Here is a 24,629-nt window from a genome sequence, read left to right on the forward strand (position 1 = left end):
GACGGTACTGCTCGGCCAGGAAGGCTAACCTTTCTGGCCGTTTCGCTATATATACGAGGTGGGAAAAATGTTAACACTTAGCGGCGTAGGCAAGCGCTACCCCACCGGGGATCGGGCGCTAACGGACATTGAGCTCACGCTACCCAACGGCCAGGTGATGGCGCTGATTGGGCCGTCAGGCGCGGGCAAAAGCACCCTGATTCGCTGTGTAAACCGGTTAGTTGAACCTACTCAGGGCAGCATTCGCCTGGAAGACACCGAGCTGACCAAGCTCTCAGGTCATAAGCTTCGCCAAGCACGACGCTCAATGGGAATGATTTTCCAGGAGTATGCCCTGGTAGACCGGCTCACCGTGATGGAGAACGTGCTCTCCGGCCAGCTCGGCTATGTTGGTTTTTGGCGCAGTTTTTTGCGTCGCTATCCCCAGGAGGCGGTGGTCGAAGCCTTTCGACTACTTGAACGGGTCGGGCTTACTCACGCTATCGATAAGCGCGCCGATGCGCTTTCCGGCGGCCAGCGTCAGCGTGTCGGTATCGCCCGGGCGCTGCTGCAGAGCCCCAAGCTCCTGCTAGTTGACGAACCTACCGCCAGCCTCGACCCGAAAACCTCGCGCCAAATCATGCGCCTGATTCGCGAGCTGTGTGCTGAGCGTGATTTGGCGGCGATCATCAATATTCACGATGTCGCGTTGGCTCAGCAGTTTGCTGACCGAATTGTCGGCCTGCGGGCTGGTAAAATTGTCTTTGACGGCCTGCCTAGTGAGCTCACCAGTGAGATGCTCACGACCATTTATGGCGAAGAGGATTGGGATACAACTCCTGAACCGATGGACGGCGACACGTCTGACGATACTTCAGAAGCGGCTTCTTATCAGCGCGGCCTGCCGCCGATGGCAGCAGGGAGTGCTCAATGAACGAACGGGCAGAGACGCAGCTAACACAAGAGCAGGCGCGCCAACAGGCGGCCCAGCGGGGGCAGTGGCGGCGCCTGCCAATGGTTGAGAACCCGCGCTTGCGTTGGGGGCTGGTGATTGGCGCGATGATCTATTTGGTGTTGGCGCTCGCCTCGGTAGAAGTCAACTGGGCGCGGGTAGCGGAAGGCGCGGGGCGGGCGGTTAACTTCTTGGGCGCCTTTATGCAGCCCGATTTTGTTAGCCGTCAGAGCGATATTGTGGCGGGCCTGATGGAAAGTTTGACCATGACGCTCACCTCGACGGTTTTGGGCGTTTTGCTGGCGATTCCCGTGGGCTTAGGGGCCGCGCGCAATATTTCACCGCTACCGATCTACTTTGTGTGTCGCGCGATTATTGCCGTTTCGCGCACCTTTCAAGAGATCATCATCGCGATTCTGTTTGTGGTCATGTTCGGCTTTGGGCCGCTGGCGGGAATGATCACGCTGGCCTTTGCGACGATTGGCTTTATGGCCAAGCTGTTGGCGGAAGATATTGAAGACCTGGATTGGCGTCAGGTGGAAGCCGTGCGGGCAACCGGCGCAAGCTGGTGGCAAACCATGAACCATGCGGTTCAGCCGCAGGTTATGCCGCGTTTGATCGGGCTTTCGGTTTATCGACTGGATATCAATTTCCGCGAGTCGGCGGTGATCGGCATTGTCGGGGCGGGCGGTATCGGCGCGACGCTGAATACTTCGCTGAGCCGCTATGAGTACGATACGTCTGCCGCCATTCTATTGATTATCATCGCTATTGTGCTGCTGTGCGAGTACAGCTCAAGCCATGTCCGCCGCTGGACCCAGTAAACGCTTCTTAGCCACCCATGGCCTGTCATTTTTGGAGAACCGCGATGCCCGTATCTACTAACTCCCAGGGTCTGCCGGTTTGGCGGCGGCGCACCACCCGAGCCCAATGGCTGCAGTATCTGGCGTGGCTGGCGGGTGTCAGCCTGTTTCTACTCTGCTGGAAGATGATTTCCGACAATACCATGTGGGTGTTTGTCGAAGACGCTGGCCGTCAGGGGACTGACCTGATTAGCCGCATGACGCCGCCGGAGTGGGGCTACGCCAATGTGCTCTGGAAGCCCATGTGGGACACGATTAACATCGCCACTCTTGGCACTGTGATTGGCGTCATGATGGCATTTCCAGTGGCGTTTTTGGCCGCGCGTAATACGACGCCGCACCCACTGGTGCGCAGTGCGGCGCTGATGGTGATTGTGTCATCCCGCTCAATCAACTCACTGATCTGGGCGATGCTGTTAGTGACGATTCTTGGCCCTGGCGTGTTGGCGGGCATTATCGCCATCGCGCTTCGCTCGATCGGCTTTGTCGGCAAGCTGCTTTATGAAGCGATTGAAGAGATCCACCCTACGCCGGTAGAGGCGATTAGCGCGACCGGCGCAAGCCGCCTGCAGGTGATGAACTATGGCGTGTTGCCGCAAATCATGCCTGCCTTCGCGGGGATTAGCGTTTACCGCTGGGATATTAATATCCGCGAATCGACGGTCTTGGGTTTGGTTGGGGCGGGCGGTATTGGTTTGCAGCTAAATGCCTCGATCAACAGCCTTGCCTGGGATCAGGTCAGCGTTATTTTCATTATGATTTTCGCTACCGTGCTGGTGTCCGAGTGGGTTTCCGCGCGTGTGCGTCACGCGATTATTTAATCGACAGTGGCATCAATAAACGAGGGCTGAGTATGCGTTTTCCCGATGCGGAGATCACCACCATTGATTTATTGCGCCACGGTGAACCGGTGGGAGGACGTATGCTACGCGGCTCCACCGATCACCCACTGAGTGAGACGGGTTGGCAGCAGGTGACCGATGCCGTTATGCGCCATACGGTCGAAGGCCATCTGCCTTATGATGCGATTGTCACCTCGCCATTAACACGCTGTCGTGAGTTTGCGCTGTGGCTGGGCGAAGAGTTTGATCTACCCGTTCAGGTAGAGGATGACCTAGCCGAGCTGCATTTGGGGCAGTGGGAGGGTAAAACCCACGCCCAGGTGTTTGCGGAAGAGGGCACCGAAAGAATGAGTGCGTTTTGGTATGACCCAACAACGGTGTCACCGCCAGACGGCGAAACGATACAGGCCTTTGATGCGCGCCTCGCTGAGGTATGGCAGCAGCTGTTAATCAGTCCGCCCGGTAAGCATGTGCTGGTCGTGGCGCATCTATTTGTCTGCAATGGACTACTGCGCCAAGTTATTGAGCAGCCGCTTTCGCGGGTGCTGGCGATGGATTTGCCCTACGCGGCGCTAAGCCGTGCGCGCCATGAGCGCCACTTGCTTGGTGAGACGACCTTTATTGAGTGGATTGGTCGTTAATCATTACCGTTAACCATGGGCGGCTAGGCATGCTTTTTGGGCGCCGCCCGTCACTCCCGTACTCCTTAAGTTATTGCGCCTGCTATCGATAATGTATTGTGCAGTTCAACGAGCTTGGGCAGTAATACGTTGTTCATATGCGTTAGTATCGATACTTATTCGAAGGAGATGCAGCGAAGTATGTTTAAGTTTTCCTGTCGCAACACTACCTATAACAAATGATGGGCGAAGAGAGCAGAGGCTTATGTATCAATCCTTGAATCTGCTAAAGGAACAGTCTTAATCTCAACAGCCCACCCAGCCCATACCTGCAACTCCCCGTGTGGTTAGCCGCGATGGTGTGCGCGGTATTTATCGATTAAGTTTTTCTGAACAGGGCCGATTTATTAGTATTGATCCTTTAACCGGACGTTGAGCTTGCCTATGCACCGCGATGAAACATCGATCATCCTGAATGACCTCATTTATTACGTCATTCCCAATTTAAACAGTGCTGAAAAGTTAGTGCTCTCTACGCTAGAAAGCTTAAGTGAAGCGGCTACCAATCCTCTGGACATACTTAAACGCACGGATCAGCGCCAAGCGTTTGGGCTGGAGACCCACCGCATAAGAATCAATTTAGAACACTTGCTGAATCGCTACCGGACTGAGGTCGATGCCATTCTTCGCTCTGAAGGCGAGTATCAAGGGCCGGTCGTAGAGCCTGATCCTCAAGAGGCGGATGCGATACGCAGTGCTAAAGAGATCTACCAGCATGTATGTGCTTTCCAGCGAGGAGAACGCCCCCACCCGATTCCTGGGCGGTAAATCACCCGGTGCACCTTGTTCTAGCGCCTAGCACTAACTGCCAGTACGTAACATTCACAGCATGGCATCAACATTGCTTGTACAATGTGGCATTGGACTTTCAGGCTTACCCGCCTGAAAGCAAGCAGCCTGCCTACCCGGCGCTGGCTGTCCACATATTAGGAGATATACCATGTCTGCCTCACCGGTCACATTGATGGTGGCTCGTCGCGTTGAGCACGGCCGCTACTTCGACTTTAATCGTTGGCTAAACGAAGGGCGCGAGCTGGCGGCTGATTTTGCTGGCTACCTCGGCTCTGGCGTACTAGCACCCCCCGCTGATGACGATGAATATCAGATCATATTTCGCTTTAGCAGCAGCGAAACCTTAGCCGCCTGGGAACACTCCGCCTCACGCCATGCGTGGTTGGCGCGCGGAAAAGGGCTGTATGAAGCGCCTCAAGAGCACCGTGCCACTGGGCTGGACACGTGGTTTCAAAACAACGGAAACAGCGCTCCGCCGCGTTGGAAGCAAGCCGTGGCTGTTTGGTTGGCTTTCTTCCCCATCTCGTTGCTTTTCCAATGGGTATTTGGCGGCGTATTGGCCGATTGGGCGCTGGTGCCGCGGGTGATGGTGAGTACCTTGATGTTGACGCCAGTGATGGTGTTTGTGTTTATTCCGCTCTCGACGCGCTTATTAGCACCTTGGCTGCAAGGAAAGTGGTCACCGCTGGATTTACTGGCGCGCTGGCGTCATGCACATCGTTAATTTTCATTAATTTTTACTAGTTTAATGCTTTCATGGGGTTCAACGCTGTAATGGTGCTAACTTTAGTATATTGATCCTATTAAGATGATCTTTATGCTACTAAGCTGAAGGTGCTTGCAGTAATGGATAACTGTCGCCAGTGCAATGCTGGTGTATAACCCAGCCCCATGGAGTGTTTATGATTCACGTTCACCATTTGGAAAAGTCTCGTTCTCATCGGATTTTGTGGCTATTAGAAGCCTTAGAACTGGACTATGAGCTGGTAATTTACCAACGCGATGACAAAACACAGCAAGCGCCCGACTCGCTAAAAAAAATCCACCCGCTTGGTAAATCCCCGGTCATTACCGATGGTGATCTCACCGTGGCTGAGTCAGGCGCGATCATTGACTACCTGTTACAGCGCTATGGGCAAGGGCGGTGTCAGCCTTCTCCCGATGACTTGCGGGCTTGGGTAGATTACCGCTACTGGCTACATTATGCCGAAGGCTCACTGATGCCACTGCTGGTGATGCAGCTTGTGTTTAGCCAAGTTCCCAAGCAGTCGCCCTGGCTGATTAAACCGCTGGCGAAAGGCATTAGCGATACGGTGAGTAAGCGTTTTTTAGCACCGCAGATGAAACAGCACCTCACTTTTATAAACCAGCACTTATCAGCCAACGGTAATTTTGCCGGCCCCTGGCCTAGTGGCGCGGATATTCAAATGAGCTTTCCGCTACAGGCTGTGGCGGCCGTCCAGTCGTTAGAGCAGTATTCTGCCATTGCCGCTTTTGTATCGCGTATCGAACAAGACTCCGCGTGGCAGCGAGTGGTAGAGCGAGCTGGCCCGTTAACCATGCCTGGCCAGTAATAACTACCATGTACCATTTCGCCACTTCAGCAGCTCTGCCAGCAGAGCTGCTGCGCAGCATTGACACTTATTTGGGGCGCTGGGGAATCGCCTTGCTGCTCGTTTTTCTGCTTTTAGCACTGCTGGGCAATCTGTTACTCAAGCGCCGCATGCAGCATAACAGGGCGTTGCTGCAAACCAATAAAGAGATGCTGGCGACTATTTTGGATAGTGTCGATGCCTTTATTTATATCAAGTCACCGACCTTAGAGTATCAATACGTGAATCGCCGTATCAGCGATTTATTTGGTCTGCCAGCCGACAAAGTTATTGGTAAGTGCGACGCTGAGTTTTTTGATGCCGGCAGCGCTGCTGAAATGGAGCAGGTTGATCGCAGCGTATTGGCATCGGGCAAGAAAGTAACGGTCGAGGAGAGTAACGTCTTACAAGGTGAAAGCCAGGTAAGAACGTTCTTATCGATCAAAATGCCGCTGTCGATGTCCCCCGGTGCTCCCCCTTCTCTATGCGGTATTTCGACGGAACTCACTGACTACCTCGAAATGCAGTCGCGCACCTACTATCTGGCCTTCTATGACTCACTGACAGGTCTGCCCAACCGTCGGATGCTGATGGACTCGTTAACGTCCGCGATCGATCATGATGAGTGGTCAGCGTCTTATAGCGCTGTGTTGGTGATCGATCTGGATAACTTTCGCTTAGTGAACGACATCCAGGGTCATGAGAGTGGTGATCAACTGTTGATTAACGTTGCTGAACAGCTACGACAGCGGCTAGAGCCAGAGGCCACGCTGGCACGCTTTAGTAGTGATGAATTTGTGGTACTGCTGAATAACCTGGGCGAGCCGCAGACCGAGGCCGTCCGAAAAGCTGAACGTGTGTCCCGCCAGCTATTGGAAACCATCGCTCAAGTGAGAAGCGGTCATTCGTTACCTATTAGCGCCAGTATTGGCATTGCACTGTTTGCCGGGCGCGAACACAGCATGGATAGTGTGCTGCAACAGGCGGATATGGCCTTGCAGCAGGCGAAGAGAGCTGGCGGCAACACGCTGTGCTTTTTTAACGCCGATATGCAGACCAGCGTACTGGAAAGGGCCAGCCTGGAAGCTGACCTGCATAAGGCCCTTGAGCGCAATGAGTTGGCTCTGCACTATCAGGTGCAGGTCGACCATCAGGGCGTGACCACGGGGGTCGAAGCGTTATTACGCTGGTATCACCCCCAGCGTGGCTGGGTTTCCCCCGCGACGTTTATTCCCCTGGCTGAGGAGAATAGGCTGATTGTGCCCATCGGCTATTGGGTGCTTAGGTCGGCCTGCGAGCAATTGGCGAAGTGGTCGCATCAAGCGACCTACGCCCCCTTAAGTATTTCCGTTAATGTGAGCTCTGTTCAGTTTCAGCAACCCGACTTCGTGCATGACGTAGAGGCGTTATTAGCAGAGACGCTGGCACCGCCAAGCCGGTTGGTGCTGGAAGTAACGGAAAGCCTGCTGATGTGCGAGCCAGTTCGGGTGCGCAATACGATGTTGAAACTCCGCGCTAGAGGGATTCGCTTTGCACTGGATGACTTTGGCACTGGTTACTCATCGCTGAGCTACTTAAAGCGCTTACCGCTAGATGAGCTAAAGATTGATCAATCGTTTATTCGCGAACTGCTCACTGACAAGACAGATGCAGCGATCGTGGATACGACGATACTGCTTGCCGTGAGTTTAGGCTTAACCGTGGTCGCAGAAGGGGTAGAGAAAAAAGAGCAGCTTGACTGGCTAAGAGGCCATGGCTGTTACCGCTATCAAGGCTACCTGTTTGGTCGCCCGACACCGATTGAGTATCTTTTTGAAAGCTATTAGGCGGCTATATAAAAACCCCTTTCCAGCACGCTGAAAAGGGGTTAAACATTCTTAATGATACATGCCTGCTTTAGCTAAACAGCGCAAAGCTCTCAGCGTTAAGCAACATGTGAACCAAAATGCTGGCGATATAGCCGAGCAAAATGACCGGCGACCAACGCAAGTGGCCCATAAACGTATAGGAACCTCTTGCCTGGCCCATTACCGCTACCCCTGCCGCTGAACCGATCGACAGCAAGCTGCCCCCGACGCCTGCGGTTAAGGTAATTAGCAGCCATTGACCGTGGGACATATCGGGCTCCATCGTGAGCACCGCAAACATCACGGGAATGTTGTCGATGACCGCTGATACAACACCCAGCGTAATGTTGGCTGCCGTCGCGTTCCAACCAGTGTAGAGCGCCTCTGAAAGCAGGCCGAGATAGCCCATAAAGCCCAGCCCGCCAACGCACATCACTACCCCGTAGAAGAACAGCAATGTATCCCACTCGGCACGTGCCACACGGTTGAAGACATCAAACGGTACCACGCTGCCCAACTGCTCAAGCTTCTTGTTGTCACCGCGGCGGCTATAGCGTTCGCGTTTACGCTCCAACGAGCGGGGTAGGCTGCGGCGTAGGTAGTAGCCGAAGAACTGCAAGTAGCCCAGGCCGGTCATCATACCCAGCACCGGCGGTAGGTGGAGTACTACGTGGCACAGCACGGCAGTAATAATGGTCAATAAAAACAGCCCTACAATGCGCCGGGCACCCCGCTTCATCCACACATCTTCATAAACGCTAGCGGGTTTCTCGTCCTTAATGAACAGACTCATGATGGAGGCAGGTATTAGGAAATTGACCAGGGCAGGGAAGAACAGGATGAAGAACTCCTGGAACTCAACCATGCCAGCTTGCCACACCATGAGAGTGGTAATGTCGCCGAAGGGGCTAAATGCACCCCCCGCATTGGCGGCCACCACAATATTGATACAAGCGACGTTAATAAACCGCTGGTCGCCCTCTGCCACTTTAGTTACCACGGCACACATCAATAGTGCGGTGGTGAGGTTGTCGGCAATGGGTGAAAGCACAAAGGCGAGACCGCCGGTCAACCAAAACAGTGTCCGGTAGTTGAAGCCTTTGCGTAACATCCAGGAGCGCAAAGCATCAAACACCCGGCGCTCTTCCATCGCGTTGATATACGTCATGGCCACCAGCAAGAACAGCATCAGCTCGGTGAACTCCAAAAGCGTCACGCGAAACGCGTACTCGGACGCGTCAGACATACCGTTTTGGACATACACCCAGCCGATGAGGCTCCAGATGATACCGGCTGCCACCAACACCGGCTTCGACTTGCGCATATGAATCTTTTCTTCCGCCATGACGAGGGCATACGCCAGGACGAAAATAGCCACCGCAAAAAAGCCGACAGCCGAGGTGGTTAAATTTAGTTCACCAGTAACGGCAAACGCATTGGGACTTACGCCTAATAGTAAGGCCGCTAACAAAAAAAGCCAGCGACGATATAATCGTGGCTGGCAAGAGGGTTGGCACAACGTAGGCATGTGACGTTTTTCCTCATGGTTAAGTTGTCAGGAGTGGTGTAAAAGCGTCACTAGTTTACCAGCCTATATTGCGCCGCAACACTTTATAAAAACGAACGAAAGTAGTTCTTCTTAAGGGAATAGCATCTTTTTTTAGGAAATTAATCTTTTAGGTAATGGTAACTTTATCAACATTAGTTTTGGCTAAGTGCTGGTTTAAAGGTGGTGGTTATACTATTGCCGAATAGTATTATTAAATAATATCCATTTCTTTATACCTCTTTTCACTAATGCACGCTTTCATTATCGCCGTCGACCCCCAGGCGAGGCTGCCCGTTTAGGCATAGTCATGGTATGTTGACGCCCCCTAGGCCCATTGCTGGGTAACATAAAAACGAGGCCTGTTAGAAAACGGCCGCTGGATACGCTAAGGAAGATTAAGATGCGCAACTCATTTCGCTCCCTTCGCCGCACGCTTGGCGTGACGGCTGCTACGCTAGCGCTGGTAAGTACCGCTTTCTCCGTCCACGCTGAAACGCGGGTGACCTATAAATCGGCTTCTGCCGGTACCGCCTACTATCAGATGGGCGTAGAACTCTCAGAAGCAATCCGCCAGGGGACGGATGACGCGATTATTCTGACCCTTGAAGAGAGCCAGGGCTCGGTTCAGAACGTCATGGAGGTCATGGCGCGCCAGGGTAACTACGTGTTTACCACGCCGCCTGCATTAGTGGAGCAGGCCATGGCAGGAGAGGGCGCCTTTGCCGAGCGTCAGAACCCTCGCTTTCAAGAAATTCGTGGCCTGTTCCCCATCCCCTCTATCACCATGCATTTTGTACTGGCGGGTGACGAAGGGGTGACTGATGTGTCTGCCCTGGAAGGCAAGCACTTATTAATTGGTCGGGGTACGTTTGGCGCCCGGGAAGCGGCTCGTTACCTGGAGTTGTTTGGTCTGGAAGAGAATGTCCAAATCGCCGATGCGGCGATTGGCAGCGGCCCCGATGCACTTAAAAACGGTCAGATTGATGGCTTTGTAACGGCCAGCTCTTTCCCGTCGCCCAATGTGATAGAGACCGCCGCCAGCATGCCTATATCGTTGGTTAGTCTGACCGATGAGCAAATCGAACAAACCGGCGCGGCGCGCCAAACGATCCCCGGCAGTACCTACCCCGGCGTTGATAAAGATGTCGAAACCACATCGCTACCGGTGATTGCCTACACCACCACCTATATGGATGACGATACCGCCTACACGCTGACCAAAACATTTTGGGAGCGTCGTGATGCCATGGCCGAAGAGGCCGCCTGGTGGGGCAGTATTACCCCTGAAATGCTGGAAAACATGACCGGCTCGCTACACCCAGGGGCACTGCGCTATTACGAAGAAGCGGGCTTCGAGGTGCCTGACTCTCTACGTTAGTCACTATCCCCCTTCTTCCTACTGCCACGGCGATCGCGCTGTGGCAGTTCTGTATTGATGCAGAGTTGATGCAGAGTTGATGCGGTATTGATGCAGTATTGATAATAGGCAACTTGGCATGCGTGTTATTACTTCTTCGCCAGCGGCGACCCCTGCAGATGATGACGCCATAGCCCCAGGCTGGATGGCGCTGGGGGCGGTCAGTGTGGTGTTTCATCTGGGATTGATTTTTTATGGCTTAACGCCTGCGCTCGTCAGTCGGCCGCTACACATGGCGCTGCTGTTGCCTTGGGTGCTGGTCTACATGGCCAACACACCGACGCAGCGAATCAGCGGCTGGGTGCTAACGCTGCTGGGCGTGGCCGCATGCGGCTATATCGCCCTCAATGAGGCTGCACTAGCCAACCAGTATGGCTTTATTGATACCCACCTGCAGATGGGTATCGGGCTATTTTTAATTGCGCTTGCGCTTGAGGCCGCCCGCCGGGCGATTGGCTGGCCGCTGCCGCTGGTCGCGTTGTTGGCCTTGATGTATGGCGCTTTCGGCCAACACATCCCTGGTGCTTTTGGCCACCCTGGGCTCCCGCTGCCTAGCATGGTGGGCACATTGACCATTGCCGAAGGCGGGCTGTGGGGATCGCTGACCGGCGTGAGTGTCAGTGTGGTGGCAATTTTTGTGATTTTCGGTGCGGTACTCAATGCCGGCGAAGCGGGGCAGGGCTTCATGAATCTCGCTGGCGCGGTGGCCGGGCGGCTGACCGGGGGCGCGGCCAAAGTGGCGGTGATTTCCTCGGCACTGATGGGCTCTATCTCCGGTTCGGCGTCAGCTAACGTGGCCTCCACCGGGGCAATCACCATTCCCTCCATGGTGCGCCTGCGCTACCCGCGCTCGCTCGCCGGTGCGGTGGAAGCGGTTGCCTCCTCTGGCGGGCAAATCATGCCGCCGCTGATGGGGGCGGGCGCGTTTGTCATGGTGGAGCTGACGGGGACTCCCTATACACAAATTATGGGCGCGGCAATGTTACCGGCAGTCCTCTATTTCTTGACCGTCTGGGTGGGCATCAATGCCTACGCGACTAGGCATGACTTGCAGCCCGTGGCGGAAAGCGAACGCCCCCACGCGAAAGAGGTCGCCATTACCTCACTATTTTTCGCGATCCCGTTCGTGTTGCTGCTCGAGCGTATTTTCAACGGTGGTTATACCCCACAGTACGCTGCCAGCATTGCGATTTTCGCGGGCATCGCGCTGCTGTTCTTTGATGTGACGCTGCGCTTCTCGCTTCCTGGCTTTAGCCGTCGGTTAGCCGCCGCTGTGGTCACTGCCGGGCGCCAGATTGCCGTGATCGGCGCGATTATCCTGTGCGCCTCGCTGGTGGTCGGCGTGCTGTCGCTAACGGGGCTGGGCGTCAAGATTACCTCAGGTATCCTGTCGCTCTCCAACGACATGCTATGGCCAGCACTGCTGCTAACGGCGCTCGCCTGTTTGATTTTAGGCATGGAGGTGCCAACCACCGCCGCCTACGTGATCTGTGTCTCTGTCGCCGGGCCGGCGTTGACATCGCTGGGTCTGGAGCCGCTTCTAGCGCATCTGTTCGTTTTCTGGTACGCGCTGCTCTCGACTATCACGCCGCCGGTGTGTGGCGGTGTGTTTATCGCTGCTGGCATGGTGGGGGAGAATTGGCTAAAGGTGGCGTTCAAGGCCATGGCGCTGGGGATTGGGCTGTATATCATTCCCTTGGCCATGGTGGCCAACCCGGAAATAATCCAACTAGTCTTTAATCCGTCAGGCGCCCTGCTGAATGCCCTGAAAGTGGCGCTGGGGCTGGGGGCGATCTCTTACGGAGTGATCGCGCGCAAAGCATGGTGGCAGCGTGCGGCGCTAGTCGCGGCGGGGGCTATCCTGATCTTCGTGGTTTAGCCTTTAGCCCTGGGACGAACCGTCAGCATCCAGCCGTAGCGGCGAAGAGGCTGGCAGCGGGGTAGTGGCAAACATCACCCAGATATCCAGCGCAGGCCCCAGTGACTGCACCAACCGCAGTTGCTCGGGTGCCTGGGCGAGCACCTCTTCAGCACAAATGCCTGCCTCAAAACGCCCGGCGAGCAGGCCCTCTGCTACTGCCACCGTGGTGGGGGCATCAATGAGCTCTGTATAGGCCGTTAAATCAGTGTAATAGCGGGTGGCTGGCTGCAATGCCACCTGGGTGGGCTGCGCAATGGTACGTTGTGCGATCAGCGCCAGCGGCTTGCTACCCGCAATAAAGGTGTCGACCGGGTAGGCTCGATGCATATAGCGGCCGACACAGTCGCTATGGGTGGCGTGGGCGGTGCACTGCAACACGTGGCTAACCTGCCCAGCAATAAGCGCCTGAAAGGCATCTTCAAAGTGGTTGAAGAGAGTCACGCTGCCTTCGCCTGAACAGCGTTGTTTTAAATAACGCATGGCAATCAATTCGTGGTTATTGCCGCTAGGACCCAGGGTAGCAATGTGCACGGTTACGTTTCTCCACGATAAACAATCAAGTCATTGAGCCAAAAACGGTGGGTTTTTGGCTCAGCGCAATCAACGATTAGGCCATCTCAAAAAATCGTAAAGCTTAACGCTATATAAGCCGCATAACCGGTGAGTAATGCGGCCCCTTCCCAGCGCGATAGACGCATACCGGTGTACAAAAATAGCACCAATAGGGCAGCGGCACCGAGCATCACCCACTGGTCGAACAGGGCCACGCGTGGTGCAAGGGGCAGTGGTTGTAAAAATGCTGAGATACCGAGGATGCCCAGCAGGTTAAATATGTTACTGCCCAGAATATTCCCCACCGCGACATCAGCATGACGGCGCAGCGCCGCAATCACTGACACGGCCATTTCAGGTAGTGAGGTGCCCACTGCAACGATGGTGAGGCCGATGACGGCTTCGGAAATACCCAACGCCTGGGCTAACCCAATGGCGCCAAAGAGTAGTAGCTGCGACCCTCCTATTAGCATGCCTAAACCAATCACCAGCGCTAAGGTGATCATCCAGCCCGTGGTGGGGAGTTTGGTCATCTCTTCGGCTTCTGAGGCATGCATATCTGCCGCAGGAATATGATGCCGACTTTCACTTAAGTAAGCCCACACAAGGTAGCCCACAAGACAGGCTATAAAGATTGCCGCATCAACGCGCCCTAATGCCCCGCCAAAGGAGAGTCCAATAAATAGCAGGCTCGCCAGTATCACCACCAAGCCATCTCGGCGCAGCGCTTGGGGATGGACCACCATAGGGCAAATCACGGCACACATGCCCAAAATCAATAGGATATTACCGATATTGCTACCCACGATGTTGCCAATAGCAATGTCAGGCTGTTGGTTTATAGCGGCATCAATAGAAACAACCAGCTCGGGTGCCGATGTGCCGAAACCGACAACTACCAGCCCGGTCAGTAGGGGCGAAACGCCGACCCTTCTTGCGCCAGCAACAGCCCCCCGGATCAGTGACTCACCGCCCAGGGTGAGCAGCGCAATACCCGCCAACAAACTAAGTCCATATAGCATGTTAAAACCTCTTCCATAGTACTGGTCAGGCTGCGATTAATGCAGGGTTTGCCTGGCCAATAGAGCGCGCTAGGCGGTCGGATTAGTAGTGCCCAGCTCATTGGCAAGATTACTGCTAATTTTTGTAATTTGCGCGGTATTCCAGTGGTTATAAGCGGTAGAGTAAAAATTAAAAACGCATAAAGGCTTTGACCTACTGCTGACTACATGGCAGGATGTGCGCAGTTAGTAAGTTAGCAAGCAAGCATGGTTCCAGAAACATTCGAATTCTTTCGGTAGTCTGTAATTGTATTCCTTGTTCTACTCACTATTTATCTGGGTAATACCAGGAATTTTACAATTCGCGATTAGCGAAAAGGATTTATATCATGGCAACTGGCACAGTTAAGTGGTTCAACGATTCTAAAGGTTTTGGCTTCATCGCACCGTCTGACGGCAGCGACGACGTTTTTGCTCATTTTTCTGAAATTCAGTCTGATGGCTTCAAAACTCTGCCTGAAGGCGCTAACGTCTCTTTTGACGTTACCCAAGGTCAGAAAGGCCTTCAAGCTTCAAACATCAAGCTGCTTTCTTAATCCTAGCGATTATTTAAGTTCTCGAATCGTTTAGATTCGATGATCGGGCCCCGCTTAGGCGGGGCCCGATGCGTTTGTGTCTTTGAAAAAAACTGTCCCTGTGGTCATTGATCTTCCTGCTGTTAGCGATGGGCCTTCATATTATTTGAACTGATCGTTGTTCCTCCCATTACTTCCTATTTTCTGCTATATAAGATCGCCTTGCTTTAATGTTATGTTATATTGTATCTTTTAGTGATGCTGTTATTTCAACAGTAGAGAAAGGAATAGGGGAGACCGAAGCATGGTAGAGCATAAAATGAAGGTATTGCCGTTCAAAAATGTCAGTGTGTTCGCATTCAGTGCTTTGCTACTGGCAGGCGCTCACTATGCCAGCGCTGATGACCACGACCACAGTCATGCTCATAATAACCATGACCACAATAGCGATATTTATGCAGGCTACTTTGAGGACGATCAGATTAAGGATCGCCCGCTTGCTGACTGGGAAGGTGATTGGCAATCCGTCTATCCGTACCTACAAGATGGCACGCTAGATGAAGTGTTCAAGGACAAGGCAGAGCATGGCGATAAAACCGCTGAAGAGTACAAAGCGTATTACGATACGGGTTATCAAACCGATGTAGAGCGTATCGTTATCGACGGCAGCAACGTCACTTTCTTTGCGAACGGCGAGGAGATGTCGGGTGACTATCAGTACGATGGCTACGAGATTTTAAATTACGAGGCCGGCAACCGAGGTGTGCGCTTTATTTTCGAGCTTGAAGGCGAGGGGGCTGACGATCTCCCCCAGTATATTCAGTTCAGCGATCACAGTATTTACCCAACTGACGCAGACCATTACCACCTTTACTGGGGGAATGATCGTGAAGCGCTGCTGGATGAAGTGGCTAATTGGCCGACCTATTATCCTTCAGAGCTAAGTGGTGAAGAAGTTGTCGATGAGATGCTTGCCCACTAAACGATAATAGCCACTTTTAACTGATCTAAAAAGCGCTGGCTCTCATGCCAGCGCTTTGGTTTTATTGGCACTGTTAAGTTAGGATTCAGAGTAGAGTTACCGCGTTTCTTCCATATCGCTTGATCAAACGACAACAACATAGGGCCACTCATTATGCGTTTAGGGTCACTTTTCCTAGGGATCTGGTTTTTAGTCGCCAGCAGTGTTGTCTATGCGGGCGATGCCTGTGATAGCGCTACTACTCAGATTGAGCTCAACGAATGCACAGCGCAGGCGTATCAAGCGGCCGATAAAGAGCTAAATGATGCTTATCAGGTGCTTGTAGGACAACTAAGCAACAACGCCGCCTCGTTAGAAAAACTTAGAGCCGCTCAGCGGGCGTGGATAGGTTTTCGCGATGCTGAATGTGCATTCGAAAGTAGCGCCGTTGAGGGTGGTAGCGCCCAGCCTATGGTACGTAACGGATGCCTTGAAACGCTTACAGTGGCCCGCACGAAAAGGCTGCGTGAGCATGCTCACTGTGAAGAGGGTGATCTAAGCTGCTCGCGTTGAAAGCTGTTCTTTGCCTCGGCGATGAGCGGCTCTAAATTATTAATTGTTAGCTCTTAAAAGCCTGATAAGACGATGCGTCATCTGTGCTCGGCCAGCCGAGCAAACAGCGGCATCAGTAGCGCGAAGAGTTCCGCCTGAGACGAAATGCAGCACTTGGCATAGAGCTGGCGACGGAAGACCTTAACCGTCTGGAGGCTCACGTTCAGGTGGAGGCTGATGGATAGGGAGGAGTGACCCCTTAGAATAAACAGGGCTACTTCCGCTTGGCGTGGGCTTAGGCGAATGCTGTGTTGCTGATTCAATGCTTCTCTAAGGCGTTCCTCTAGAGGCGCTGGCGCCGCTTTAATCACACCTTCAAAACGGTAATCTTGCCAGTGCTTTTTCAGAAGCGAGCTGAGGGTGGTTTCGCACTGATGCAGATTCTTAAGTTCACGTTTATTGAAAGGCTTGCCACTTGAGCGATCCCTACCAAAACAGGCGGTTATGGTGTCACTCTCGGTGACGTTGGCAAAAATCGCTACCTCGTCTAGTAATGTAGTCTGCTGGTAGTAATTCTTATAATAATGCGTGTGTCGAAAGTGGTCGGGTGCGACGTCCTTCAATCGACGTATACCCTGCACCTCGCCCCTGAGGTGCTCGTGGTAAAACGGATCCAGCAGGTAATCTCCCCCTAGATATTGGCTATCCATCGGTAAGTAGACGACAGGATCGGTGTATTCCCGATAGAGCACCGCTGGCCGGTTTTCGCCGTGATAAGCGATGATTATTAGATTATCGAAGGCTGCGAGTCGTTTCACCAATCTAGAGAAGTGTTGAGGTAACGCAGGCGTTCCCATGGCCATGATAGTATCGGCCAGAACCTCGTCATTTTCGCTTTGAGTCACTGCTTCCACATCCGCAAGTCCATACCACGCTAGGGTTATATACGATCCGATGAGCTGCCAATACCGTTCTAAAGGGTTGGCGACTAAGCATCTCAGTCTAGCTGGACAGCTGTAACGCCAGCAACTGAGGGTTATTAGCCGATCCTTAACGGTAGCAAGCTGGTCTAGCCTTGGCGGCTGGCTTGATCAACCACCTCTTCGTTTTGTGCCGACTCAGCGATTGCCCGCTGTCGGTTCCAACGTTTCCTGGAGATGGATCATGACGGATAACAATATCAAACTGGAAAGAACGCTATCCCTAAAAGCCGTGGTGTTGTTTGGCCTAGCCTATATGACGCCATTGATCGTGCTGGGCACCTTCGGGGTAATTGCCAGCACGAGCAATGGCGCCGTGCCCACTGCTTATCTCATCACCACCGTTGCCATGCTATTCACGGCCTACAGCTACGGCATTATGGCGCGCACTTATCCGGTAGCCGGGTCTGCCTACACATACGCACGCAGAGCTATCGATTCGCGCGTTGGCTTTATGGTGGGATGGAGCGTGCTGCTGGATTATTTCTTCCTGCCGATGGTGATTTGGCTGATCGGCGCGGCTTATTTGAACGCGCGCTTTCCCGAAGTGCCGAGCTGGATATTCCTGCTGGGCTTCATTGGCATCACCACTTTCTTGAATATCTACGGCATCAAGCTCGCGTCCAAAGTGAACTCGTTGCTGATGGTCTTCCAAATACTGGTGATCGCCTTCTTCGTACTGCTTTCAATTCGTCACGTATTTGCGACCGGTGGCACTGATGCGCTTTTTAGCCTGGGGCCGTTTTTGGGTGAAGAGGCCGGTTTCACCGCGATTGCTGCGGGCGCAGCGGTGGCCGCTTACTCTTTTCTTGGCTTTGATGCCGTTACCACACTGACCGAAGAAACCATCGACCCAAAACGTAATATTCCCAAAGCCATCATGCTCACCGCACTGATCGGCGGCGGTATCTACGTGCTGGTAGGTTACACCACCCAACTGGTTCACCCAGGTGGCAGCTTCGTAAACGCCGATTCCGCTGCCTTCGAAATTGCCACCACCATCGGTGCGGATCTCTTCGGAGCTATCTTTCTGGCCGGTATGGTGCTCGCCCAATTCACCTCTGGCCTGGCCGCTCAAGCGAGCGCCTCTCGGCTGCTGTTTGCCATGGGGCGAGACGCGGTACTGCCGCCCAAGCTGTTCGGTGCGCTGCACTCGCGTTTCCATACGCCGGTGTTCAACATCGTGTTAACGGGTGCTATAGGCGTTATCGCCTTGTTCCTCGATGTGCTATCTGCTGCCTCGTTTATCAACTTCGGTGCCTTCATCGCCTTCACGATGGTGAACCTGTCAGTGATCTTTCTGGTGAGCAAAGACGCCGACGCAAAGCGCCAGTATGGTGTAATTAGAGGGATGGTGGTGCCGCTTATCGGTGCTCTGGTTAACCTTTGGCTGATGAGTAAACTGGATATCAACGCCTTCATTCTTGGGATGATCTGGCTGTCCATCGGTTTCGCCCAGTTGGCCTACCTCACCCGATTCTTCCGTCGCGAGCCGCCGGAAGTGGCCTTTGATGACTCAGAGCCCGAGTCAGCAACCGCCTCAGTAAAAGCGACCCATTAACGGAGATCTACCATGTCCAGAAATTTGCCTGTCCTTGTGGTGCAGGAAGCCTCGTGGCCACACGGCATTGACTCCGAACTGCTGGACTTCGAGGCCGAGCTGGCGGTACACCTGAGCGATTTCGGTGCTGATTTTGAACAGCCAAGGATGGTGGTTTATCCGGAGCTTCATCTATGTGCTGCCGCGGGTACGCCAGAGCAGCGCAGGGAACAACTGGAAGCTGCTGCTGAGCCGATCGATGGCCCTCGTCACCAGCACTTATCACGTATCGCCCGCAACCTGGGGGTATGGCTGCTGCCCGGCACGGTATGTGAACGGGGAGAGGATGGGCATCTATACAATACTGCGCCGGTGTATTCGCCCGAAGGTGAGCGAGTGGCTGCCTACCGCAAGTGTTTCCCCTGGCGGCCTTATGAGCCGTATCAGCCAGGAGATCGCTTTGAAGTATTCGAGGTGCCGGGTATAGGCCGGGTCGGTCTAGCCATCTGCTACGACATCTGGTTTCCCGAGATGGTACGTCAGCTAGCATGGCTGGGTGCGGAGGTGATCATCAACCAAGTGGCCACCACCACCTGCGACCGCGCCCAGGAGCAAATCCTTGTGCAGGCCAATGCGATTTTCAACCAAGTGTATATGGTGAGCGCCAACTCGGCCGCGCCTTCGGGGGAGGGGCAGAGCCTGATCGTCGACCCCGAAGGCCGCATCCGCGCGAGGATGCCTGGCGCGACTTCGGGCATGCTCACCGATGTACTCAACCTGGAGGAGGTCGAGCGGGTGCGTAAGTTTGGCACGGCGGGATTGAACCGCATGTGGTCACAGTTCCGAGACGGTGACCCGGTGCTGGAGTTGCCTATGTATGAAGGGCGCATTGATCCACGTAAGTGGAAGGAAAGGCGTTAACAGATCTTTGTGAGCTAGGGCCGCTCGGTTGGTTATTCACTGAAGGAACTAGTGTTTATCTCTTTTTGTCCATACAATTAAAGGCATGATAATCGACTTTGACGCAAACAAAAGCGCTAAGAACGAAGAGGAGCGCAGTCTACCGTTTACGGCGGTAGAGCGTTTTGACTGGGAAGGAGCGCTATTCCATGAGGATAAGCGCGCTGACTATCCAGAGCAGCGCTTTATAGGTTTGGGGAAAATTGGAGAGAGGGTGCATGTGGTGTGCTTTACACCCATTGAAGGCGGCATCCGGGTTATCAGTCTTAGAAAAGCCAACGCACGAGAGGTAAGGCGCTATGAAAACGCGGCTCACGAATAAAGACGGTGAAGTAAGAGAGCTCACAGATCGAGACGTTGAGCAAATGAGGCCTATGTCTGGGGTATTGCCTGCTAATCTGCAGCGCACTATTGGGCAGCGCGGACGCCAGCAGATGCCCACTAAAGTTAAGACCTCCATTCGTCTATCACCGGAAGTGATTGAGCATTTTAAGGCTCAAGGTGATGGTTGGCAGCGTCGCATCGACCAAGCACTAAAAGCATATATCCAAGAGCATGGTCGCTCTTAGGGCGCGAAGAAATTGCTAACTCAAATGTTGACATAGCAATGCCTAAACAGCCCTTTTTCAGCCCACAGGCACAAATAAAGCACCCATAGGTGCTTTATTTGTAGGGGGATCTGGTGGAGGCGGCGGGAATTGAACCCGCGTTGGCATTTTATAAATCAATAAGTTGCAACCAAAAATGACTATTTGCTGACCCAGTCATGATTAACCTTCCGCTCATAGTGCCTTCAGTAGCTTTTCTCAATTGGTTTTTTTTGTCAATCTATGCCAGTATGAGATAATGATAGTTTATTATTATTTTAAGTTATTGTTATAGTTGGTTTTTTGAATACGGTTTGAATTGATAATGAGAAAATTATGAAAGAGCGTTTCTCGAACCCTCCGTTAAGGGAAATTATAGCGGAAATAACTTGGGATCAGCCCGATATGGGCCAAGATCATGATCTCACTGAATCCGTATACCAGCAGGCTTTTGAGGAGACTTTCAATGACTTTTTAGACAAAGTTGGCGAAAGAGGGTACACGCGTTCAGAGAGACTTGTACCTGTGAATTTCCTCTGCCCGCCCGAACAGGTTGTTTTTAGAGCAAAGCATTCTAACTTTCGCAAAGGTAAGGATGTTGAATCAAAAGCTATATACCAAATGGGGTATGGAGTTTTTACGGTAAATGTTGTGCCGCCTTATACGACGTGGGATGAATTTTCTCCATTAGTGAAAAGCGGGCTTGAAGATTTTTTGTCGCTATCATTGCCAGGAGGGAGTCCGGAAGAGTATAAGCTAAAATTAAGGTATGTTAATGCCTTTGATGAGGAGCTAACTAAAGGGAAAAGCCATAAAGATTTTCTATCTGAGGCTCTAAACGTATCTCTTAATGTCCCAGATGTTTTTATAAAAGAGTCAGCTGGTTCAGTAGAACTTCCACTGCTCGATATAGTAATCCCTTTGGAGTTTGGTAAGCTCAAACTAAGGCTTGCTGAAGGTATGGTTAATTCTACAAAGGCATTTATTCTTGATATGGCTGTAGTCTTTAATATCACTTACAGTGGTGATGTTGAAGAGATAATGGATGCATTTTCTCGTGGTCGGGAGAGTGTACATAAGATTTTTGTTAGTATGACAAAAATTCTGCACGAAGAAATGGGACTGAGTGAGGGAGAGTCATGAGTCTAGCTTTAGCTACAAATGAAGCAGTATTAGACTCATTGTCATTTAATGCTAATGATTTAGCATCTATGCCAGATGCGTTTGAATTTTTTAATGCACAAGGTGGAATTCCTTTTCTGAAGCCCTGTTTAGATGCTCAGGAATTAGTGTCTGACTTTTCGCTATTTAAAATTTCTTTATCAGATGTCTCTTATGCTGTAAGTGGCAGTCTTGCCAAGCATGTAACAAAAAATAATTTTACTGCATATGATGAAACAGTTAATTTTTTCGGTCTGAAAAAAGCCAAGCGCTATAACGTACTCGATGTCGCTGTAGATGAAGCATCATCAATTTATATGAGGCGATTTGGTAAGCACTGTTCTGAAAGGTTGGTCATGTTAATTAGCTGCTCATTTGGTTGGGATGGAGGGGATGCAGAGTCTATATCTTATAGCTCTCTTTACAAAAGTTTGCAGCTTTTAAAGTTGTTAGATCTATCTCAAGTTGGGTCTAAAGCAAGTGTGTTTATGGATCATAAAGGCCATGTCTCATTTAGTTGGCCAACTGATAAAGAAAATAATCTGATTGAGATTTTCTTTCGTCCGGATTCAGTGAATGTTTATACAGATGTTGATGATGAAGATCTTATTTTTGACTCAGTAGATATGGACTTAATTAGCCATATATCAAGATATATGTAATGGATGTGCTGTGTATGATTTTGCAAGATATTTTGCGTCGACCATTGTTAAATCAATCAGAAATTCTTCTGTTAGCTTTGTATCCACCTTCTTATGATCCGGAAACAGGCATAGTAAGTAAAAGTGCTTTCAAAAAAAACAATACTTCTGCTAGTAGAAAGGCTGTTTTGAAAGTTGATGATATACTTGAGATATTGAAAGCTGAGTTAAGTAAGCCTGATCGTCCAATAAATGCGTATGGATGTATTGATGTAGAAGAAGTTAAAAGCTCGGTCATTGATCCGGAGGTGGTTTTTCTAGAAGTAACAGAAGATCCTACTCCCGCGAATTGTTCGCATGCAGAGATAATCGCGTTTGGTAACAGTTCTAAAGCATCCTTTAGAAAAGATGTTCCAAATGGAGTAGCTAAAAATTTATGCCGTAAGCTTCGTGTTCATAGTTAGCTGGATAAGACTTTCCTATTCAAAAAACCTGCTCTTTAGACGTAAAATACAAGTCAGCCAACATTCCCACCTGACTATTATTCGTAGGTAACCACCCCGCATAAATCCTCGCAGTTGTCACCACGCTGGTATGCCCCATCTGCTTTGACACCAAAGCCAGCGGCTCGCCTGCGCTGACCATCATGCTCGCGTAGGTGTGGCGGGTTTGGTAGGGGCGGCGGTACCGGACGCCCGAGCGTTTCAGTGCGTGGGTCCACAGCGTTTTGCGTATAGCCTGTTCGCCTGTCCATGGTTCACCGGTGCGCGGGTTAATGAACACGCGGCCGCTGGGGTGCAGGTAGCTCATGGCTTTTTGTGCTTTGAGGGCTTCCAGCGCCCTGGGTAGTAGGTCGATCGTGCGCGTGCCCGCGGTGGTCTTCGTGGTTTCCGCTTCTCCCTTTGACGCCTGGGTGATTGCCCGGGTGATCCTGCAGCGGTTTTGCCGCCAATCTATATCTCCCCACTCTAGGCCCACCAGTTCGGACGAGCGTAGACCTGACCACAGCGCGAATTGAATGTAAGCGAGCCACTAACCACATCTAGGCAGATTTCGCTTAGACCGGTAATGTCTCTTTCCACTGCCAGGGCAGCAGCGTGTGGAGCTCATCATCGTTGAGGGTGGGCAGTGTCGCGAAGACATACTGCAAGTAATCGTAAGGCGAGAGACCATTGGCTTTGGCGGTTTCGATCAGGCTGTAGATCGCCGCGCTGGCATGAGCGCCGCTCGGCGTATGGCTGAACAGCCAGTTTTTACGGCCGATGACGAACGGACGGATGGCGTTCTCCGCCGGATTGTTGTCCAACGGGATCAGGCCATCGTCCAGGAACCGGGTCAGCCGGGGCCACTGGTTATCCAGGTAGTGTAAGGCTTTACCCAGTGCACTTTTGGGCAATACCTGGGCCAGTGACTTGTCGAGCCAGGTGCGCAGTTGGTCGATTAACGGACGGCTCTTCTGGTCACGCAGCGCGTAACGCGCATCGGGCTCACGTGCCTTCGCCTGTTTTTCCACGCCGTACAGCTTCCGGATCTGGTTCAGCGCCCAGTCCGCTTTGCCGGTTTTGTTTTTGGGCTGCACTTTCTGGGCCTCAACGAACTTACGCCGGGCATGTGCCCAGCAGCCCGCATGGGTGAGCCCATTGCGACGCACGACCTCGGCGTAGCCTTCATAGCCATCGGTGATTAAGCGCCCCGCATAGTCGCCTAGCAGATCAACGGGCACCCGTCCGGCGCGGCTGGCCGCGTAGTCGAACAAGACCACCTGCTGGCCCGGCGGGCCACCGCGCTGCACCCACATATACGACGTCGCACGGGCGGCACGATCCGCTTCTTGATTCACCTGGAGCGTCGTCTCATCCATGTGGATCAGCGGGGCGTTTAAGAGGTGTTGGCGCAACGCGTCGATCAGCGGGATGATCCGTTCTCCCGCCTGCACCATCCAGCGTGCCAGGGTATTGCGGGGGATCTCGGCGCCATGGCGGGCAAAGATCTGGCTTTGCCGATAAAGCGGTAGCGCGTCCTGGTATTTAGCCGTCGCGATATAGGCGAGCAGCGTGGCGCTGGCATTGCTCTTGGGCAACAGCTTGGCAGGTGCCGAGGCGATCTTAACGCCCTCTTCGCACGTCGGGCAGGCATATTGGTGTCGCACATGACGGATCACCTCGATCCGGGCGGGCACCACATGCAACTCCTCGCTAACCTCTTCACCGATCACCTTCAGCGCGGTGCCGTCATCGTGGCAGTGGCGCGCATCGTCGGGCAGTTCATGGATGACCTCGACGCGCGGGAGTTCTGGCGGTAGCGCAACACGCCCGCCGCGCGTGCGACGCTTAGCAGGCGTAGCGGTGTCGATCGTCGCGTCATCAGCGGTGGTGGTGCTCTCCGATGCGTCTTCCTCGTCAACCACCACTTCCGCTTCATTGATCAGCAGGTCCCGCTGGTCGACACGGTACTTCTCGGTGGAGGGGCCGAACTGACGCTCCAGGGCAAGCCGGAACTGTTCAAACAGCGACTGTTTGGTGGCTTCCCACTGCGCTTCCTTTTTCTCCATCAACGCCAACAGCCGCGCATTTTCAGCGTCAGCAGCGGCCAGCTTGCGCTCAAGCTGGGTAACCGTAGGTGAAGAAGAAGCGGCGTTTTTCATACCGCTCAGTGTACCAAAAACGTCGCTAACATAGGAGCGCT

General features: G+C 52.8%; 27 protein-coding genes. 21 read left to right on the forward strand and 6 right to left on the reverse strand.

Annotation, left to right across the window (positions count from 1 at the left end):
- The first annotated feature begins 67 nt into the window (after positions 1–67).
- From phnC to Q3Y66_RS01235, 9 genes are all read left to right on the forward strand, one after another.
- Positions 68–913 carry a phosphonate ABC transporter ATP-binding protein gene (gene phnC, locus Q3Y66_RS01195; protein ID WP_008957081.1) on the forward strand — a complete coding sequence of 282 codons (846 nt, stop codon included), beginning with the start codon at positions 68–70 and terminating at the stop codon, positions 911–913.
- The gene (phnE, locus tag Q3Y66_RS01200; RefSeq protein ID WP_008957082.1) at positions 910–1,755 is read left to right on the forward strand and encodes a phosphonate ABC transporter, permease protein PhnE; all 846 of its coding nucleotides are present in this window, start codon (positions 910–912) and stop codon (positions 1,753–1,755) included. The genes phnC and phnE (Q3Y66_RS01200) overlap by 4 nt, the downstream gene beginning before the upstream one ends.
- A gap of 44 nt (positions 1,756–1,799) precedes the next feature.
- Positions 1,800–2,615, forward strand: coding sequence for a phosphonate ABC transporter, permease protein PhnE (phnE, locus tag Q3Y66_RS01205; protein WP_008957083.1), 816 nt, complete (start codon positions 1,800–1,802; stop codon positions 2,613–2,615).
- 32 nt (positions 2,616–2,647) lie between these two features.
- Positions 2,648–3,277 (forward strand): histidine phosphatase family protein, encoded by a 630-nt coding sequence (locus Q3Y66_RS01210; protein WP_008957084.1) that lies wholly within the window; start codon positions 2,648–2,650, stop codon positions 3,275–3,277.
- A 322-nt stretch (positions 3,278–3,599) separates the two neighbouring features.
- Positions 3,600–3,692: a hypothetical protein gene (locus Q3Y66_RS01215; protein WP_274377705.1), complete on the forward strand. Its 93-nt coding sequence runs from the start codon at positions 3,600–3,602 to the stop codon at positions 3,690–3,692.
- Between the two features lie 8 nt (positions 3,693–3,700).
- Positions 3,701–4,084 (forward strand): hypothetical protein, encoded by a 384-nt coding sequence (locus tag Q3Y66_RS01220; RefSeq protein ID WP_008957085.1) that lies wholly within the window; start codon positions 3,701–3,703, stop codon positions 4,082–4,084.
- Positions 4,085–4,256: 172 nt separating this feature from the next.
- Positions 4,257–4,832, forward strand: coding sequence for an antibiotic biosynthesis monooxygenase (locus Q3Y66_RS01225; RefSeq protein WP_008957086.1), 576 nt, complete (start codon positions 4,257–4,259; stop codon positions 4,830–4,832).
- Between the two features lie 178 nt (positions 4,833–5,010).
- Positions 5,011–5,682 carry a glutathione S-transferase gene (locus tag Q3Y66_RS01230; protein WP_008957087.1) on the forward strand — a complete coding sequence of 224 codons (672 nt, stop codon included), beginning with the start codon at positions 5,011–5,013 and terminating at the stop codon, positions 5,680–5,682.
- 8 nt (positions 5,683–5,690) lie between these two features.
- A complete protein-coding gene (locus Q3Y66_RS01235) occupies positions 5,691–7,526 on the forward strand; it encodes a bifunctional diguanylate cyclase/phosphodiesterase (RefSeq protein ID WP_008957088.1) in 1,836 nt (611 codons plus the stop codon).
- Positions 7,527–7,596: 70 nt separating this feature from the next.
- On the opposite strand, the gene nhaD is transcribed toward Q3Y66_RS01235, so the two are convergent.
- Entirely contained in the window at positions 7,597–9,075 is a 1,479-nt protein-coding gene (gene nhaD / locus Q3Y66_RS01240) for a sodium:proton antiporter NhaD (protein WP_008957089.1), read from the reverse strand.
- Positions 9,076–9,496: 421 nt separating this feature from the next.
- On the opposite strand from nhaD, the gene Q3Y66_RS01245 reads away from it, so the two are divergent.
- Together Q3Y66_RS01245 and Q3Y66_RS01250 are read left to right on the forward strand one after the other, a co-directional pair.
- Positions 9,497–10,474, forward strand: a complete 978-nt coding sequence (locus Q3Y66_RS01245; protein ID WP_008957090.1) for a TAXI family TRAP transporter solute-binding subunit — start codon at positions 9,497–9,499, stop codon at positions 10,472–10,474.
- 118 nt (positions 10,475–10,592) lie between these two features.
- Positions 10,593–12,392 carry a TRAP transporter fused permease subunit gene (locus Q3Y66_RS01250; protein ID WP_008957091.1) on the forward strand — a complete coding sequence of 600 codons (1,800 nt, stop codon included), beginning with the start codon at positions 10,593–10,595 and terminating at the stop codon, positions 12,390–12,392.
- Positions 12,393–12,395: 3 nt separating this feature from the next.
- On the opposite strand, the gene Q3Y66_RS01255 is transcribed toward Q3Y66_RS01250, so the two are convergent.
- Positions 12,396–12,965: a hypothetical protein gene (locus tag Q3Y66_RS01255; RefSeq protein ID WP_008957092.1), complete on the reverse strand. Its 570-nt coding sequence runs from the start codon at positions 12,963–12,965 to the stop codon at positions 12,396–12,398.
- Positions 12,966–13,051: 86 nt separating this feature from the next.
- Positions 13,052–14,008 carry a calcium/sodium antiporter gene (locus Q3Y66_RS01260; protein ID WP_008957093.1) on the reverse strand — a complete coding sequence of 319 codons (957 nt, stop codon included), beginning with the start codon at positions 14,006–14,008 and terminating at the stop codon, positions 13,052–13,054.
- 368 nt (positions 14,009–14,376) lie between these two features.
- On the opposite strand from Q3Y66_RS01260, the gene Q3Y66_RS01265 reads away from it, so the two are divergent.
- The 3 genes from Q3Y66_RS01265 (at position 14,377) to Q3Y66_RS01275 (ending at position 16,096) form a co-directional block, all read left to right on the forward strand.
- The gene (locus Q3Y66_RS01265) at positions 14,377–14,583 is read left to right on the forward strand and encodes a cold-shock protein (protein ID WP_007111857.1); all 207 of its coding nucleotides are present in this window, start codon (positions 14,377–14,379) and stop codon (positions 14,581–14,583) included.
- A 283-nt stretch (positions 14,584–14,866) separates the two neighbouring features.
- On the forward strand, positions 14,867–15,544 hold the full coding sequence (locus Q3Y66_RS01270) for a metal-binding protein ZinT (RefSeq protein WP_008957094.1): 678 nt from the start codon (positions 14,867–14,869) through the stop codon (positions 15,542–15,544).
- Positions 15,545–15,697: 153 nt separating this feature from the next.
- Positions 15,698–16,096: a lysozyme inhibitor LprI family protein gene (locus Q3Y66_RS01275; protein ID WP_008957096.1), complete on the forward strand. Its 399-nt coding sequence runs from the start codon at positions 15,698–15,700 to the stop codon at positions 16,094–16,096.
- 77 nt (positions 16,097–16,173) lie between these two features.
- On the opposite strand, the gene Q3Y66_RS01280 is transcribed toward Q3Y66_RS01275, so the two are convergent.
- Positions 16,174–16,989, reverse strand: coding sequence for a helix-turn-helix transcriptional regulator (locus tag Q3Y66_RS01280; RefSeq protein ID WP_008957097.1), 816 nt, complete (start codon positions 16,987–16,989; stop codon positions 16,174–16,176).
- Between the two features lie 250 nt (positions 16,990–17,239).
- Between Q3Y66_RS01280 and Q3Y66_RS01285 the strand changes: the two genes are divergently transcribed.
- From Q3Y66_RS01285 to Q3Y66_RS01315, 7 genes are all read left to right on the forward strand, one after another.
- Complete coding sequence (locus tag Q3Y66_RS01285) at positions 17,240–18,616, forward strand: APC family permease (RefSeq protein ID WP_008957098.1); 1,377 nt, start codon at positions 17,240–17,242, stop codon at positions 18,614–18,616.
- Positions 18,617–18,628: 12 nt separating this feature from the next.
- Positions 18,629–19,516, forward strand: a complete 888-nt coding sequence (locus Q3Y66_RS01290) for a carbon-nitrogen hydrolase family protein (protein ID WP_008957099.1) — start codon at positions 18,629–18,631, stop codon at positions 19,514–19,516.
- A gap of 85 nt (positions 19,517–19,601) precedes the next feature.
- Positions 19,602–19,877, forward strand: a complete 276-nt coding sequence (locus Q3Y66_RS01295) for a BrnT family toxin (RefSeq protein ID WP_008957100.1) — start codon at positions 19,602–19,604, stop codon at positions 19,875–19,877.
- Positions 19,855–20,124: a BrnA antitoxin family protein gene (locus Q3Y66_RS01300; protein WP_035586420.1), complete on the forward strand. Its 270-nt coding sequence runs from the start codon at positions 19,855–19,857 to the stop codon at positions 20,122–20,124. The genes Q3Y66_RS01295 and Q3Y66_RS01300 overlap by 23 nt, the downstream gene beginning before the upstream one ends.
- Before the next feature lie 354 nt (positions 20,125–20,478).
- On the forward strand, positions 20,479–21,285 hold the full coding sequence (locus tag Q3Y66_RS01305) for a TIGR04255 family protein (protein ID WP_008957102.1): 807 nt from the start codon (positions 20,479–20,481) through the stop codon (positions 21,283–21,285).
- Positions 21,282–21,965 (forward strand): hypothetical protein, encoded by a 684-nt coding sequence (locus Q3Y66_RS01310; protein ID WP_008957103.1) that lies wholly within the window; start codon positions 21,282–21,284, stop codon positions 21,963–21,965. The genes Q3Y66_RS01305 and Q3Y66_RS01310 overlap by 4 nt, the downstream gene beginning before the upstream one ends.
- Before the next feature lie 14 nt (positions 21,966–21,979).
- Positions 21,980–22,408, forward strand: coding sequence for a hypothetical protein (locus tag Q3Y66_RS01315; protein ID WP_139041522.1), 429 nt, complete (start codon positions 21,980–21,982; stop codon positions 22,406–22,408).
- A gap of 19 nt (positions 22,409–22,427) precedes the next feature.
- On the opposite strand, the gene Q3Y66_RS01320 is transcribed toward Q3Y66_RS01315, so the two are convergent.
- Together Q3Y66_RS01320 and Q3Y66_RS01325 are read right to left on the reverse strand one after the other, a co-directional pair.
- Positions 22,428–22,964 (reverse strand): site-specific integrase, encoded by a 537-nt coding sequence (locus Q3Y66_RS01320; RefSeq protein WP_008957104.1) that lies wholly within the window; start codon positions 22,962–22,964, stop codon positions 22,428–22,430.
- Between the two features lie 37 nt (positions 22,965–23,001).
- Positions 23,002–24,588 (reverse strand): IS66 family transposase, encoded by a 1,587-nt coding sequence (locus tag Q3Y66_RS01325; RefSeq protein WP_008958064.1) that lies wholly within the window; start codon positions 24,586–24,588, stop codon positions 23,002–23,004.
- Between the last annotated feature and the right edge of the window lie 41 nt (positions 24,589–24,629).

This window comes from Halomonas sp. HAL1, from assembly GCF_030544485.1.
GTDB classification, from domain to species: domain Bacteria; phylum Pseudomonadota; class Gammaproteobacteria; order Pseudomonadales; family Halomonadaceae; genus Vreelandella; species Vreelandella arctica.